Genomic DNA, 14,617 nt, shown 5'->3' with positions numbered 1-14,617 from the left:
GTGGGAATGGCCTGCCGGTTCCCCGGAGCCCGCAACCTGAACGAGTACTGGCGGCTGCTGACTGCCCCGCGGCCGCAGTTCTCCACCATCCCCGACTCGCGCTGGCGCAGCGCCGCCTTCCTCACCGGCGACTTCCGCGACACCTCGTCGACCTACACCGACACCATGGCGCTGCTGCCGGACGTGGGCCACTTCGACGCGGCGCACTACGGCATCCCGCCGCGCCGGGCCGCCGCGATGGACCCCCAGCACCGGCTGCTGATCGACCTGACCCGTGAGGCGATCCAGGACGCGGGGTGGGAGGCCGACGGCTTCGACCGCGAGGAGACCTCGGTGATCACGGCCCTCACCGAGAGCGGCTACCGCGAGCTCAGCACCATGCAGATACGGATGCGCCAGCTGGCCGGCGGCGAGTTCGGAACCCGGGCGACGGACCCCGGCTGGCAGGAGACCGTACGCGCCGTCCACGGGCTGCACGGCACGTCCGTGGCCGGACTCCTCCTCAACATGGGACCGAACACGATCAGCTCGGTCTTCGACCTGCACGGCGAGAGCTACGCACTGGACTCCGCTTGCTCCGGTGGACTCATGGCCGTCGCCAACGCGGTCCACGCGCTGCGCGCGGGCCGCTCCCGCGTCGCGATCGCCGGTGGCGCCCAGCTGATCCTCGCCCCGGACCTGCTGGTGGGGCTGTGCAGGATAGGCGCCATCTCGCGCAGCGGCCGATGCCTGCCCTTCGGCGCGGAAGCCGACGGTTTCGTCCTGGGGGAGGGCGCCGGAGTGCTGGTGCTGCGGCCCCTGGCCGACGCCCGGGCGGCCGGCGACCGCGTCTACGCGGTGATCCGCGGCGTGGGCACGGCCAACGACGGGACCGTGCAGGGCGGCATGCACCCCCAGGCGGGCGGCCAGCTCAGGGCCCTGCGCCGGGCCTACCGCGACGCGGGACTGCCCCCGGGCGCGGTGGGCTACCTGGAGGCGCACGGCACCGGAACCGCCGTCGGCGACCCCGTCGAGCTCGCGGTCCTGCGCGAACTGCGCGGTGAGGACGCCGCTCCCGCCCACCTCGGTGCGGTCAAGGCGGTCGTCGGGCACTCGCTCAACTCCGCGGGGCTGGCCGGACTCGTCAAGTCGGTCCTGGCCGTGCAGCGGGGGGTGATCCCACCGCAGCCGGACTTCGGCCTCGCCGACACCGCCGCCCTCGACGCAGCGCGGCTGACCGTGGCGACGACGCCGGTCACCTGGCCCGCGAGCGACCTGCCCCGCCGGGCGGGCGTGAGCGCCTTCGGATTCGGCGGTACCGGCGTCCACCTGGTCGTAGAGGAGCACGCCGCGCCACCGGTCCGCCCGGCACCGGTCGGGGAGCCCTACGAGCTGGTCCTCACCGCGCGCGACCGGGCCGGGCTGGTCCGGTACGCGCGGGACGTGGCGCGGACCATCGCCGAGGACGGGCCGCCGCCGGCCCGGGTGGCGGACACCCTGGCCCGCCGTGCTCCCCTGCGGGAGCGCCTCGCCCTGGTGGCGCGGGACGCCGCCGAGGCCGCCGCCCGGCTGACCGCGGCCGCCGCGGCGCTGGAGGCCGGGCATGCCGTGGAGTCCGCGCCGACGCCGGCCGGACCACCCTCCGCGGCGCGGCGCACACCCCCGTGCACCCTGCCGCCGAGTCCGCTCGCCCCGCGCCGCCACTGGGTCGTGGACGATGCGGCACGCGAGGTGGCGCAGCCGGCCCGGCCCGAACCCCCGACGCGGCGCGCAGGTGGCCGGGAAGCCGCGCCCACCCCGCCCGCACCCAGTGCCGCGCCCGGTGAGGACGCCGCGTCCATCGTGCTCGAAGAGGTGTCGCGGACCGGGGTGTTCCCCCTCGCGGACCTCGGCGAGGGCATGACGCTGGTGGCCGGTCTCGGCTTCGACTCCCTCATGCTCCAGGAACTGGCGGTCAACATCGGCAAGCGCGCGCCCGCCTTCCGCTCCGAGGACCTGTTCGCGCCCGGACTCACCGTCGGCGGGCTGATCGCACTGCTCGATCCGGGCCGTACCCGGCACGAGGCCCCCGGCCGGCCGGCCTCCCGCGCGGCGCGGGCGGCCGAGTGGAGCACCGCTGCCGCGAGCATCGACGACTTCCCGGAGGTCGCCCTCTTCGAGGAGCGCCTGGCCGCGGTCACCGCCGGCGGCGCCGACTTCCCGTACTTCCGCGTCCACGAGGGCACCATCCGCGACACCACGGTGATCGGCGACCGCTCGTACCTGTCCTTCGGCAGCTACAACTACCTGGGGATATCCGGCCATCCGGCGGTCAACGAAGCCGTGCACCGGGCCGTGGAGCGGTACGGGACCTCGGTCTCCGCCAGCCGCGCGCTCTCGGGCGAACGGGAACTGACGGTCCGTCTGGAACGCGCCCTGGCCGACTTCCTCGGCGTCGGGGACTGCCTCACGCTGGTCAGCGGCCATGCCACCAATGTCACGGCGATCGGGCACCTCGTCGGCGCGGGGGACCTCGTCCTGCACGACGCGCTGGCCCACGACAGCATCCTCCAGGGCTGCGCCCTGTCCGGGGCCGCGCGCAGACCCTTCGCCCACAACGACCGCGCCGACCTGGAGCACCTGCTGCGGATCAACCGGTCCCGGTTCCGCCGGGTGCTGATCGTCGTCGAGGGCGCCTACAGCATGGACGGCGACCTGGTCGACCTGCCCGCGGTGATCGGGCTGAAGAAGCGGTACGGAGCCCTGCTGATGGTCGACGAGGCCCACAGCATCGGCACGGTCGGCGAACACGGCCGGGGCGTGGGTGAGTTCTTCGGCGCCGACCGGACCGACGTGGACCTGTGGATGGGCACTCTCTCCAAGTCCTTCGCCAGTTGCGGCGGTTACCTCGGCGGCTCGGCCCGCATGGTGCGCTGGCTGCGGCACACCCTCCCGGGCTTCGTCTACAGCGTGGGACTGACCCCGGCCAACGCGGCCGCCGCCCTGGCCGCCACCGAGCTGATCACCGCGGAACCCCAGCGGGTGCGCACGCTCAGGCGCAACGCCGGACTGTTCCTCGGCCTGGCCGCGGCGGCCGGCCTGCCGACCGGCTCCAGCGCCGACACCCCCATCGTGCCGGTCGTCCTCGGCGACTCGGCGCGCACCCTGCGCGTCGCGGACCGGCTGTTCGCGCGCGGGGTCGTCGCCGATCCGATCTTCCATCCCGCCGTGGACGAGGGTCTGTCGAGGCTGCGGTTCTTCCTCACGAGCGAACACCGCGAGGACGACGTCCGCCGGGCGGTCGCCGTCCTGGCCGAGGAGGTGGCGGCGACCGCCGTGACCTGAGCGGGCCACTTCAGAAGAGCGTGCGTTCGATGCGGCTGAGCATGGCGCTCGTCCCGGGATCACCGGCGGATCCGGCCTCCCCGGAGGAGGCCGCGCCGTCCCGTCCCTCGGCGGTGCCGGCCATCCGCTGGGAGAGCAGGTAGGCGATGATCTCCGCCTCCTGCTCCTGCACGTCGTCGTAGGCGGCGCGCAGGAGCATGTCGCGCACGAGTTCGGGGTCGAGGTTGGGGAAGAGCAGGCGGGCGGCCGTCTCGTCCAGCCCGCCGGCCCCGCGATGGCAGCAGATGATGTGGCCCAGCTCGTGCAAGATGATGTGCTCCTGATGCGCGCTGGTGGTGTTGGCGTCGTAGAAGATGAGGTCCTCGTCGCGGGCGGCGACCCACATGCCGCACGGGTGGGACGAGGGCATCTGCATCGGGACCAGGATGATGGGGCGGCCCCGCGCTTCACCGAGGTGGCCGCACAGTTCGGCCACGTCGGTGGCCTTCGGCAGGTCGAGTTCGGCGATCCGCTCCGCACCGGCCTTCCGGAGCTTCTTGAGCTGGCTGCGGCGGTCCTGACCTGCCGACCGCTCCTTCCTGGCGCCCCTCATTCGGGGCCGGAGGGATCGCTCACCGGCGGGAGGCCCTGCAGCTGCCGGTACTGGTCCATGATGGCCGTGATGGCCTGGAGGTTCTCCTTCTTCATCCCGGCCGCCCGCATCGCCACGGCGCGGACCCCGGACTGCCGCAGCGCCTCGACGGCGGCGATCTCGCTGAGGACCGACTGGGCGACCTTGTCGTCGAAGAAGTACGCGACGGAGACCCCGAAGAAGCGGGCGAGGGCGGCGAGGAGGTCGGGTGAGGGATTGGAGCGCTTCCCCGTCCGCAGCTGCGACAAGTACACACCCCCGACCTTGAGTTCGGGATTGGCCCGCTTCAGCTCCTCCGCCACCTCGGCGTTGGTCCAGTGCTTGCCCTTCGGACGAACCGTCTTGAACAGGTCGTCGAGACGCACTGCGAGCAGGGGCCGGTCATCGCCCGCGGTCTCGGTCTCCGTCATGTGAACCTTCCTCCCGTCACCTCCTCGGTATAGCCCTTGGCTATACGTCAGTTTCCCAGAATAGCGGTCAGTTGACAATTGGCCGGGACTCCGCCAACGTTGGGTCTCGCCGATAGCTGTCAGCTAACGCGACTCACGGGGGAAACGGGGTCGGGTTGCTGCGGAAAATCGGACTGGCCCGGCCCTCGGGGGATGGGCCGGGCCAGTCCGGGCGGAAGCCACCCGTCCGGCCCGATGAAACACGGGGGAACGGGAGTGCCCGCCCGGTTTGACGGGGGATGCAAACCGGGCGGGAGCTCTCAACTCGCCTTGCTGAGCTTACTGTAGGCGGCGGCAACCTGGGTGAGCCAGGCAACTTCCGCCACGAAGTTGTCCGTGTCGCGGTCGTCGAAATCGCCGGCGTCCTTGCTGTGGTCGGGGACGATTCCGGTCCGCTTCGCCTGCAGAGCCTGTCTGATCTGCGCCGCTTCCGCGAACGCCTGCCGCAGCTCCTCGCCCGCCTTGCCGTTCGCCCCGCCGGCCGTCTGCCCGCCCGCGACGCCGGCCGCCTTCGTCTCCCGGTCGATGTAGGGGCGCAAGTCCCGCCATCCGTCCCGGATTTCCACCACCCGGCGGTGCAGGCGGTAGTTGAGGTCGGACACCGAGGACCCCGGGGGTTCCAGCGCGATGTCCGGCGAGGCCTCGTACAGGTCCCGCCACAGCGGGTGCAGCGCCCGGTAGGAGCGGTAGCTGCGGGACCACTCCGTGACCCGCGAGACGGGCGGCCCCCAGAGGGAGTTGATCAGGGCGAGGGAGAGGATCACGATCCCCGACGCGCTGAAGACGTTCGAGGCGAGCTTCCAGGCGCCGATGTCCACCCCGGCCGCCGCGGTCAGGATGTTGACCGTACGGGCCGTGCAGTAGAGGAACAGCACCACGGCGGCGACGGACAGCATCCGCAGGGCCTGCCGCAGCGAGGCGTTGTCCGTCATCCGGGCGTACGGGCCGCACTGGCGGTAGATCGTCACGCACGGGATCGCCTGGGACACGATGAAGACCAGGAGGTAGGTGAGGAGCAGCGGCCTGCTGGTGCCGTCGAAGTCGGAGGCGGGCCGGCCGGGGCCGTCCGCGAGGAAGAACAGGGCCGTCAGCAGCACGTCGAGGACGATGCCGGTGATCAGCCAGTACCGGGTCCCGCGGGCCGCCGCCTCGTCCGTGGCCGCCCACCGCAGCAGGATGATCTGCGCCGCGACGCAGAAGGCCACGGCGGCCAGGTGCATGATGAGGATGGCCAGGTTGCCCACTCCCAGGAAGCTTCCGCCGCCCATGGCGACGGCGCCCATGGTGAAGGTGAGGCACTGGAGCAGAAGGGTGGCGATCAGCGCGCGGTAGGCGCCGTCCCGCCAGTTGCGCCGGGCCTGCGAGAGGCGGTAGAAGAGCGCGGCGTAGGAGGAGAGCGCCGCTATCGCGAAACAGAGGGTCCTGATGGCGGTCACGTCAGCGGTCGCCCTCGCCCAGCGGGACGTCGAGTCCGACGGTTTCGGCCGCCACGGCGATGGCGGCGTCGAAGTAGACGGCCTCGTCCAGGACGCTGTCGTGCGTCCGGCTGAAGACCTGGAACACCAGCAGGCCGATCAGGCTGCTCCACAGGACGATGCCGCGTTCGACGATGTCCGAGAAGGGGGCGTCGGGCGCACCGCCGAAGAGCTCCAGGGCCTCCGGCCGCAGCAGCCCGCCGGGCAACGTCCGCCGGGGCGGGGTGAGTTCACCGGACTCCAGCGCCGAGCGCAGGATGCCGGCGAGGACCGCGGGGGTGCGCGAGGCGGGCGCGACGGTGTCCTGCGGGGCGTGGTAGCCCGGCACGGGCGATCCGTAGATCAGGGTGAACTCGGCGGGGTTGGCGAAGGACCACTGCCGCAGGGCCCGGGTCGCCGCGAGGAGCCGGGCGCCCGCCGGCGCACCGGCGTCGGCGGCGGCCCGGTCGGCCCGCTCCATCGCCGATCCGGAGGCGTCGTAGGCGTCGACGACCAGTGCGGTCAGCAGGTCGTCCCGGTGCGGGAAGGCGGACTCCACGGCGGTGACAGCCAGACCGCTGTCGCGGGCCACGACGTCGAGGGACAGGCCCGACGCCCCCAGTTTCACCAGGTGTTGGCGTGCGGTTGCCTTGACCACTGCGGGCAGTGCCACGTCGTCGTCGCTCGGGTTCGTCGGGGAAGCGTCCATGCCGGAACCGTACCCGCGGACGACCTCGCCGGCAGCCCGGTCGCCCGAACACCCGTGCCACCCGCTGTGATCCGGCCACGACGGGCCTGCGGAAGGCCGGTACGGATCACATGCCCGGTCGCGGCGGTGGTGAGCGGGTCGTCGGCCAGGACCGTGAGGTCGGCGCGGTGACCCACGAGCCGAGGCCCCGGGACGGGTGTCCCGGGGCCTCGGTGCCGGTGCGGCCGCCCGCCCCCACCGGGCCGGGGCGGCGCGCCCGCGGGTCAGGAAACGGTGACGAACTGCCCGATGCTCGGCACCCCTTGGGCGTCGAGCGCGAAGAGCATGTACGTCCCGGGCAGCACCACACCGGTGTCCGCGGGGATCGACACGGTGTACGCGCCCCCTCCCGCGGGCGTGGACACGAGCGGCACCCGCCGCTGGTCGTTGTCGGTGGAGTGGGTGGCGGCCGCGGCCCGCATCAGGACGAACGACGCCACGGACGACTCGGTGCTCACCGTCAGCTGCGTGCCGGGAGCCGCCCTCGGGGGCACGCCCCCGCTGATGACGGGCCGCGGCTTCGGCGAACCGTCCGCGTTGAGCAGGTAGGGCGGAGTGAAGACCGCACCGTCGGGATGGTTGGTCGCGCAGTCGCCGCACAGGCCGCCGCCACCGGAGAAGACCCGGCCGTCCGGCAACAGGTTCGCCACACTGTGGTAGTTGCGCGGGACGGCCATGGAGGCGAGCGGGGTGAAGCGGCCGGTCGCCGGGTCCCAGAGCTCGGGCGTCAGGACCGAGGTGGCGTCGCTGAACGGCACCGGATAGGCCTGGCCGCCGAAGACCGCCACCTTGCCGTCCGGCAGGACGACGCTGTTGCTGAACGCGCGGGGGTGCTCCATGTCCCCGGTCCGGGCCGCCTGGACCTGGCTGCCCGAGATGCCCACGGTGTACGCCCGCTGCGTGGCGGGGGAGTCCTGGTAGGCGGGCGAGCCGCCCAGCGTGACCAGCTTGCCGATGTCGTACGGTACGGCGTTGCCGGTCATGGCGTCCTGGCTGTCGGCCCGGGTGCCGGCCGGCGTGATGCCGCCCTGGCCGGTGGTGGAGATCCAGTTCATCTGCTTGCTCGGACCCAGCTGGAGGACCTTGCCGCCCGAAGTGGCGTGCAGCCACATGTGGTTGTCGGCGCGGTAGGGGCCGGCCGGATCGGCCGTCAGCGCCCGGGACGCGGGAACGCCCGGGAGCTTCCGCCAGGTGCGGGTGTCCGGCGACCAGACCTCACCGGCCTTGTCGGTGCTCGCGTCACCGCTCCAGGACCCGCCGAGGACGAAGGCCTCGCCCGTGGAGAGCAGCGTCATGGCCTGGTAGCCGCGGGCGATGTCCATGCTGGTGGTCGCGGACCAGGAGTCGGTGGCCGGGTCGTAGATGCTGGCCTTCTCCGCGTTGCTGCCGCCGGTGACCAGCACCCGGCCGTCGGCCAGCATGGCGATGCCGGGGCAGAACATGTCGTGGCCGGTGTTGTCGATGCGGCGCTGGGTGACCTTGCCCGTCTTCAGGTCGAGGATCGCCGTCTGGGTGTAGCCGTTGCTGCCGCCGAAGCGGTCGACGGCGTACGCGGACCACGCCAGCAGCTTGTCCCCGGGCAGGGCGGCGGTGGCCACCGGCACCAGCGGGAAGCCGATGATCCGGCCCCAGGACCCGTGCACGTCCGGGCTGGCCGGCCCGCTCAGGCGTATCTCGCCCGCCGAGGTCCACGGACCGCGGCCGCCGGCCTCACTCGTCACGGTGAGGCGTATGTACCGGGTGTGCTCGGCGCGGGTGAAGGTGGCGGTCTTGACGGTGTCGTCGTCGCGCCAGGTACCGGACGCCACCGCAGCGCCGAAGGAGATGCCGTCGGTGCTGGTCGCGACGGTGTATGAGCCCGCGCGCCCGTTGGGCCCGTCGCCGCGGGGGTGGTAGACGAGCGCGGAGACGACCGCGGTGCGGTGCATGTCGATGGTGATGCTGTGCGGCAGCGGAGCGGGTGTGCCGGACCACTTGCTGTGCCAGAGGGTGTTGGCGTTGCCGTCGAGGACGTTGGCGGCGCGGCCGTTCTCGCCGGTGGTCTCCTCGTCGCTCGCCGTGGCCGTCCACCCGGCCCGGGACAGGTCGACGGTCGAGGCGGGGGTGCCCGGGTCGCCCAGCAGGTTGATCTCGGCTGCGGAGGTCCAGGGCCCGCGGTTGCCGGCCTCGGTGACCGCCGTCAGCCGTACGAACCGGGTGCCCGTCGGGGCGAAGCCGAGGGTCTTGGCCGTGGCGTCGTCCGCGAGCGTGCCGGTCGCGACGGGCGTGCCCCAGTTCTGGCCGTCCGCGCTGACGCTGATGCCGTACTCTCCGACGCGCCCGTTCGGCCCGTTCGCGCGCGGCCGGTAGACGAGCGCGGAGACGACCGCGGTGCGGTGCATGTCGATGGTGATGGTGTGCGGCAGCGGAGCGGCGGTGGCGGTCCACTTGCTGTGCCAGAGGGTGTTGTTGTCGCCGTCGAGGACGTTGGCGGCGCGGCCGTTCTCGCCGGTGGTCTCCTCGTCGCTCGCCGTGGCCGTCCACCCGGCCCGGTCGAGGACGGGGGCCGCGGGCTCCATGGCGTTCGCCGGCGCGATGCCGTGGTGCGGCGACTGCACCGCCGCCTGCTGATCGGTGGGTACGGGCGCGGCCCGGGGTCCCGGGACGCGGCCGGCCGCCGCGGTGCTCGTGACCCCGAGCCACGGTGTCAGCCCGATCACCAGGGAGCCGAGGGCGAAGGCTATGAGCAGGTGGGAGCGGCGTAACAGGCGGGAAAGCGCGAGGGAGCGCCTGGACTGCAATCTGACCTCCTGGGGCGAACTGATGTGCCCCGTAGAACATAGTCAGCGCAGGGGCAACTCGTCCGGGAATAGGGAGAGTTGGCGGGAACCCGTGCGGCCGCCCCGGCGGGGGCGCCGGGGCGGCATCAGGAAAGGCCGTCCCAGAACGCGAGGCGGTGCTCCCGCCGGTAGTCGACGGGACCGATCCGCTGCGGTGCCAGGGACTGCGTGTACGGCCGGTCCACGCGGTGCGGCTGCCAGCCGGGCAGGCCGGCCCCCCGCGGCGCACCCGTACGGGCGAACGCCGCCCAGTAGCCGGTCATCGCGGCCGACAGCCGGCGCTGCGCCGGGGTGAACCGCGGCTCGGCGGCCTCGTCCTCGAACAGGTACGGGACGTCACCGGCGTGGAAGGCCCCGAACGCGAAGCCTCCCGGCAGCGGGAGGAACATCGGGGCGTCGCGGTCGGCGAACTCGTACGCGTACACGGGCACATGCGGCGCGAGCGCGTCGTGCTGGGCCTGCGTGCCGCGCGCCCACATCCGGTCGGTGACCACCGCGGCCCACGCCAGCGCTGGCGAGGCGAAGGAGCCCGGCGGGTACACGCCCCGCACCCGCGCGGCCGCCGCCGCGCCGAACGCCGTGCGCAGCGCACGGTCGTAGTCCGCCTCGGTGAAGGGCCGGCCGGCCGCGGCGTACGCCATCCCGACGAAGGTGCGGTGCTCGTCGCGGGTGGCGCCCGACAACACGGGCACCCGGTGGAAGCGCCCGGCCCGCAGGGCCGCGGGCGGCAGTTCGGGGAGGGTGGCGTTGCCGTACCCGAACGCCTGGAAGGCGTTCATCACGTACGGCACCTCCAGGATCCTGCGGACGGGCAGGGAGCGCAGGCAGGCGAGGGTGCGCTCCGGGCGGTCCCCACCGCAGCCCAGGGAGGAGGTCGTCGCCGTGGTGATGTCCTCCATCTCCCGCCCGGTCCGCCAGACGTACCACGGGTATTCCGGTACGCCCGGCCCCATCGCGCCCGCCGGCATGTCCATCACGCCCTCGCCGCTCGCCATGACCGCGCGGTGGAACAGGCCCGCGGAGGCGGGCGAAGCCAGGTGCCCGGCGACGGCCGACGCCCCGAAGGACACCCCCGCGACGGTGACGTTGCCCGGATCGCCGCCGAAGGCCCGCGCGTTCCTCCGTACCCAGGCCAGGGCCGCCCGCTGGTCCTGCAGGCCGAAGGTGCCGGAGCCCTCCAGCCCCGGCAGGGCCAGACCGCCGAAGACGCCGAGCCGGTAGTTGACGGTGACGACCACCAGGCCGCGCGCGGCCAGCCGGCGTCCGTCGAAGAAGGAGCCGCCGCCCACGGAGCCGTCCCCGTGGATCCAGACCAGTACGGGCGCGGCCCGCCGCCGGTCCGCCGCGGGCGGTGTGGTCACGTTCAGGACCAGGCAGTCCTCCTCCGTACTGGAGATCCGCGTGTACGGCGAGGGCACCTGCGGGCACAGCGGCCCCGGCGCGGTCGCGTCCCGCACCCCCTTCCACGGCGGTACGGGGCGGGGCGGAGCCCACCGGTGCCGCCCCTCGGGGGCACCCGCGTAGGGGATGCCCCGGAAGAGGAGGTGCGGGCCCGACCGCACACCGCGCACCGGCCCGGCGTCCGTGCGCACGGTCTCGCCGACCGGCGCCGGTCCCGGCCGCGGGGCGCAGCCCAGCGGCGCGGCCACCGAGGCGGCCAGCGCCGAGGCGCACGCCGCCGCCACGAGCGACCGGCGGGCGAGGTACAGGCGGGCAGGTCCGCGATGGGTCACCGTCACCCGGCAAGCCTTCCGCGCACCGCCCGGTCCCGCGCGCGTGCGCACCGTACGCGACCTGATCGGACGAGGGCTCCGCGGCCACCGGAGCCCGGAGCCCGCCCGCAGGTCAGGCGCCGACGTAGGCGGCGAGGTGCTCCCCGGTGAGGGTGGAACGGTCGGCGACGAGATCGGCGGGGGTGCCCTCGAAGACGATCCGGCCGCCGTCGTGGCCCGCGCCGGGGCCGAGGTCGACGATCCAGTCGGCGTGCGCCATGACGGCCTGGTGGTGCTCGATGACGATGACCGACTTGCCCGAGTCGACGAGCCGGTCGAGTAGGCCGAGGAGCTGTTCGACGTCGGCGAGGTGGAGTCCCGTGGTCGGCTCGTCGAGGACGTAGACCCCGCCCTTGTCGGACATGTGCGTGGCCAGCTTGAGCCGCTGCCGCTCGCCGCCGGACAGCGTCGTGAGGGGCTGGCCGAGGCTGACGTAGCCCAGCCCGACGTCGGAGAGCCGGTCGAGGATGCGGTGCGCGGCCGGCGTGGCCGCCTCACCGGAGCCGAAGAACTCCAGGGCCTCGGTCACCGGCATCGCGAGCACCTCGCTGATGTCGCGGCCCCCCAGGTGGTAGTCCAGCACCGACGCCTGGAACCGCTTCCCCTCGCAGTCCTCGCAGGTGGTCGCGACACCGGCCATCATCGCCAGGTCGGTGTAGACGACTCCCGCGCCGTTGCAGGTGGGACAGGCGCCCTCCGAGTTGGCGCTGAACAGCGCGGGCTTGACGCCGTGGGCCTTCGCGAAGGCCTTCCGGATCGGGTCGAGCAGACCCGTGTACGTCGCCGGGTTGCTGCGCCGGGACCCGCGGATCGCGCCCTGGTCGATCGACACGACGCCCTCGCCGGCCGGGATCGATCCGTGGATCAGCGAACTCTTCCCGGAGCCGGCGACCCCGGTGATGACGGTGAGGACGCCCAGCGGGATGTCGACGTCGACGTCGCGCAGGTTGTGCGTCGCGGCGCCGCGGATCTCCAGCCGGCCGGTGGGCTCGCGCACCGCCTTCTTCAGGGCCGCCCGGTCGTCGAAGTGCCGGCCGGTGACGGTGCCGCCCTTGCGCAGCCCGTCGACGGTGCCCTCGAAGCAGACGGTGCCGCCCGCCGTGCCGGCGCCGGGGCCGAGGTCGACGACGTGGTCGGCGATGGCGATCGTCTCCGGCTTGTGCTCCACCACGAGCACCGTGTTGCCCTTGTCCCGCAGCCGCTGCAGCAGGCCGTTCATGCGCTGGATGTCGTGCGGGTGCAGGCCGGTGGTGGGCTCGTCGAAGACGTACGTGGTGTCGGTGAGGGAGGACCCGAGGTGGCGGATCATCTTGACGCGCTGCGCCTCGCCGCCGGAGAGCGTGCCCGCGGGGCGGTCGAGGGAGAGGTAGCCGAGCCCGATCTCGACGAACGATTCGAGGGTGTGGTGGAGCGTGGTGAGCAGCGGTGCCACGGAGGGCTCGTCGAGGGAGTCGACCCATGCGGCCAGGTCGCTGATCTGCATCGCGCACGCGTCGGCGATGCTGACCTTCTTGATCTTCGACGACCGGGCCGCCTCGGTGAGCCGGGTGCCGTCGCAGTCGGGGCAGGTGGTGAAGGTGACCGCACGGTCCACGAACTCCCGGATGTGCGGCTGCATCGACTCGCGGTCCTTGGCGAGCATCGACTTCTGGATCCGCGGGATGAGTCCCTCGTAGGTCATGTTGATGCCCGCGATCTTCATCCTGACCGGCTCGCGGTGGAGGAAGTCGTGCAGCTCCCGCTTGGTGTACTTGCGGATCGGCTTGTCGGCGTCGTAGAGGCCCGACTCGCTGTAGAGCCGGTAGCTCCAGCCGCCCGGCTTGTATCCGGGGACGGTGAGGGCTCCGTCGTTCAGCGACCTGGAGTCGTCGTAGAGCTGGGTGAGGTCGAGGTCGGTGACCGAGCCCCGGCCCTCGCAGCGCGGGCACATGCCGCCGGTGATGCTGAAGGAGCGGCGCTCCTTCACGGTCTGGCCGCCGCGCTCCACGGTGACCGCCCCCGCTCCGCTGATGGAGGCGACGTTGAAGGAGAACGCCTTGGGCGAGCCGATGTAGGGCTTGCCGATCCGGCTGAACAGGATGCGCAGCATCGCGTTGGCATCCGTCGCGGTGCCGACCGTGGAGCGGGGGTCGCCGCCCATCCGCTGCTGGTCGACGATGATCGCGGTGGTCAGGCCGTCCAGCACGTCGACCTCGGGCCGCGCCAGCGTCGGCATGAAGCCCTGCACGAAGGCGCTGTACGTCTCGTTGATCAGCCGCTGCGACTCCGCGGCGATCGTGTCGAAGACCAGCGAGCTCTTGCCCGAGCCGGAGACCCCGGTGAACACCGTCAGCCGGCGCTTCGGGATCTCGATGCTCACGTCCTTGAGGTTGTTCACGCGGGCACCGTGCACGCGGATCAGGTCGTGACTGTCGGCAGCGTGCCGGCCGGGGGGCTGCGTGTTCTTCCTCGTGGCCATGCTTGACGTCTCTCCATCCATGGGGCGGGCCGGGGCCACGGTCACGCCGGTGACGCGACCGCGGCCCGTGAGGGGAAGGGGGTTCCTACTGCTTGCGGGGCTGGTTGAAGCGGAGCATGTTGCCGGCCGGGTCGCGGAACGCGCAGTCGCGGACACCGTACGGCTGGTCGATGGGCTCCTGCATGACCTCCCCGCCGGCCGCCCGGATGCGCTCGAAGGTGGCGTCGACGTCGTCGGTGGAGAAGATCACGCCGCGCAGCATGCCCTTCGCCAGCAGCTCGGCCATCGCCTGCCGGTCCGCGGCGGGAGCGCCGGGGTCGGCGAGCGGCGGTTCGAGGACGATCTCGACGTCCTGCGAGGGCGAGCCGACGGTCACCCAGCGCATGCCCTCGAACCCGACGTCGTTGCGCACCTCCAGGCCGAGGACGTCGCGGTAGAACGCGATCGCCTTGTCGTGGTCGTCGACTGCGATGAAGCACTGCGAGAGGTTGATGTTCATGGCTCCGACGCTACGAGGCGCCCGTCGATTTCGCTTCTCCATTCCTGACCGGATCCTTGATCGGTCCACCGGCCGCCTTCGGTTCACCGCCCCTGACCGGTCGCGTCATGTACTTGGCGACACACGCCGGGATGGCCTCGCCCGCCTCGTGCGCGCGGGCCCGGTACGCCCTGGGGCTCTCTCCGACCAGCTCGGTGAAACGCGAGCTGAAGGACCCGAGCGAGGTGCTCCCGACGGCGAAGCAGACCTCCGTCACGCTCATGTCGCCCCTGCGCAGCAGCGCCTTCGCGCGCTCGACGCGGCGGGTCATCAGATAGCTGTACGGGCTCTCCCCGAAGGCGGCGCGGAAGCTGCGGGAGAAGTGCCCCGGTGACATCAGGGCGACCTTCGCGAGCGCCGGAACGTCCAGGGGCTCCGCGTAGTCGCGGTCGATCACGTCCCGGGCACGGCGCAGCCTCACCAGGTCTTCCAGGGTCATGCGTAC

General features: G+C 72.7%; 10 protein-coding genes. 1 reads left to right on the top strand and 9 read right to left on the bottom strand.

Annotated elements, in window-relative coordinates; translation table 11 throughout:
* The first annotated feature begins 6 nt into the window (after positions 1-6).
* Positions 7-3,303, top strand: a complete 3,297-nt coding sequence (locus tag OHA91_RS03730) for an aminotransferase class I/II-fold pyridoxal phosphate-dependent enzyme (protein ID WP_408059225.1) — start codon at positions 7-9, stop codon at positions 3,301-3,303.
* A 10-nt stretch (positions 3,304-3,313) separates the two neighbouring features.
* Here the strand turns inward: OHA91_RS03730 and OHA91_RS03725 are convergent, their stop codons facing one another.
* The 9 genes from OHA91_RS03725 to OHA91_RS03685 all read right to left on the bottom strand — a co-directional run bounded on the left by OHA91_RS03725 (position 3,314) and on the right by OHA91_RS03685 (position 14,611).
* Complete coding sequence (locus tag OHA91_RS03725) at positions 3,314-3,895, bottom strand: toxin (RefSeq protein WP_328738565.1); 582 nt, start codon at positions 3,893-3,895, stop codon at positions 3,314-3,316.
* Positions 3,892-4,344: a helix-turn-helix domain-containing protein gene (locus OHA91_RS03720; RefSeq protein WP_266495463.1), complete on the bottom strand. Its 453-nt coding sequence runs from the start codon at positions 4,342-4,344 to the stop codon at positions 3,892-3,894. The genes OHA91_RS03725 and OHA91_RS03720 overlap by 4 nt, the downstream gene beginning before the upstream one ends.
* A 299-nt stretch (positions 4,345-4,643) precedes the next feature.
* The gene (locus OHA91_RS03715; protein ID WP_328738564.1) at positions 4,644-5,819 is read right to left on the bottom strand and encodes an MAB_1171c family putative transporter; all 1,176 of its coding nucleotides are present in this window, start codon (positions 5,817-5,819) and stop codon (positions 4,644-4,646) included.
* Position 5,820: 1 nt separating this feature from the next.
* Positions 5,821-6,546 carry a TetR-like C-terminal domain-containing protein gene (locus OHA91_RS03710; protein WP_328738563.1) on the bottom strand — a complete coding sequence of 242 codons (726 nt, stop codon included), beginning with the start codon at positions 6,544-6,546 and terminating at the stop codon, positions 5,821-5,823.
* Positions 6,547-6,809: 263 nt separating this feature from the next.
* Positions 6,810-9,365, bottom strand: a complete 2,556-nt coding sequence (locus tag OHA91_RS03705; RefSeq protein WP_328738562.1) for a discoidin domain-containing protein — start codon at positions 9,363-9,365, stop codon at positions 6,810-6,812.
* 125 nt (positions 9,366-9,490) lie between these two features.
* Complete coding sequence (locus tag OHA91_RS03700; protein WP_266495472.1) at positions 9,491-11,143, bottom strand: carboxylesterase/lipase family protein; 1,653 nt, start codon at positions 11,141-11,143, stop codon at positions 9,491-9,493.
* A gap of 106 nt (positions 11,144-11,249) precedes the next feature.
* Complete coding sequence (locus OHA91_RS03695) at positions 11,250-13,634, bottom strand: excinuclease ABC subunit UvrA (protein ID WP_328738561.1); 2,385 nt, start codon at positions 13,632-13,634, stop codon at positions 11,250-11,252.
* 85 nt (positions 13,635-13,719) lie between these two features.
* Entirely contained in the window at positions 13,720-14,133 is a 414-nt protein-coding gene (locus OHA91_RS03690) for a VOC family protein (protein WP_030027260.1), read from the bottom strand.
* A gap of 10 nt (positions 14,134-14,143) precedes the next feature.
* Positions 14,144-14,611, bottom strand: a complete 468-nt coding sequence (locus OHA91_RS03685) for an AraC family transcriptional regulator (RefSeq protein WP_328738560.1) — start codon at positions 14,609-14,611, stop codon at positions 14,144-14,146.
* Positions 14,612-14,617: the final 6 nt, after the last annotated feature.

The sequence above is a fragment of the Streptomyces erythrochromogenes genome (assembly GCF_036170895.1).
GTDB classification, from domain to species: domain Bacteria; phylum Actinomycetota; class Actinomycetes; order Streptomycetales; family Streptomycetaceae; genus Streptomyces; species Streptomyces erythrochromogenes.
The sequence above is the reverse complement of the archived record's forward strand: the minus strand, read 5'-3'. Positions and strand labels throughout refer to the sequence as shown.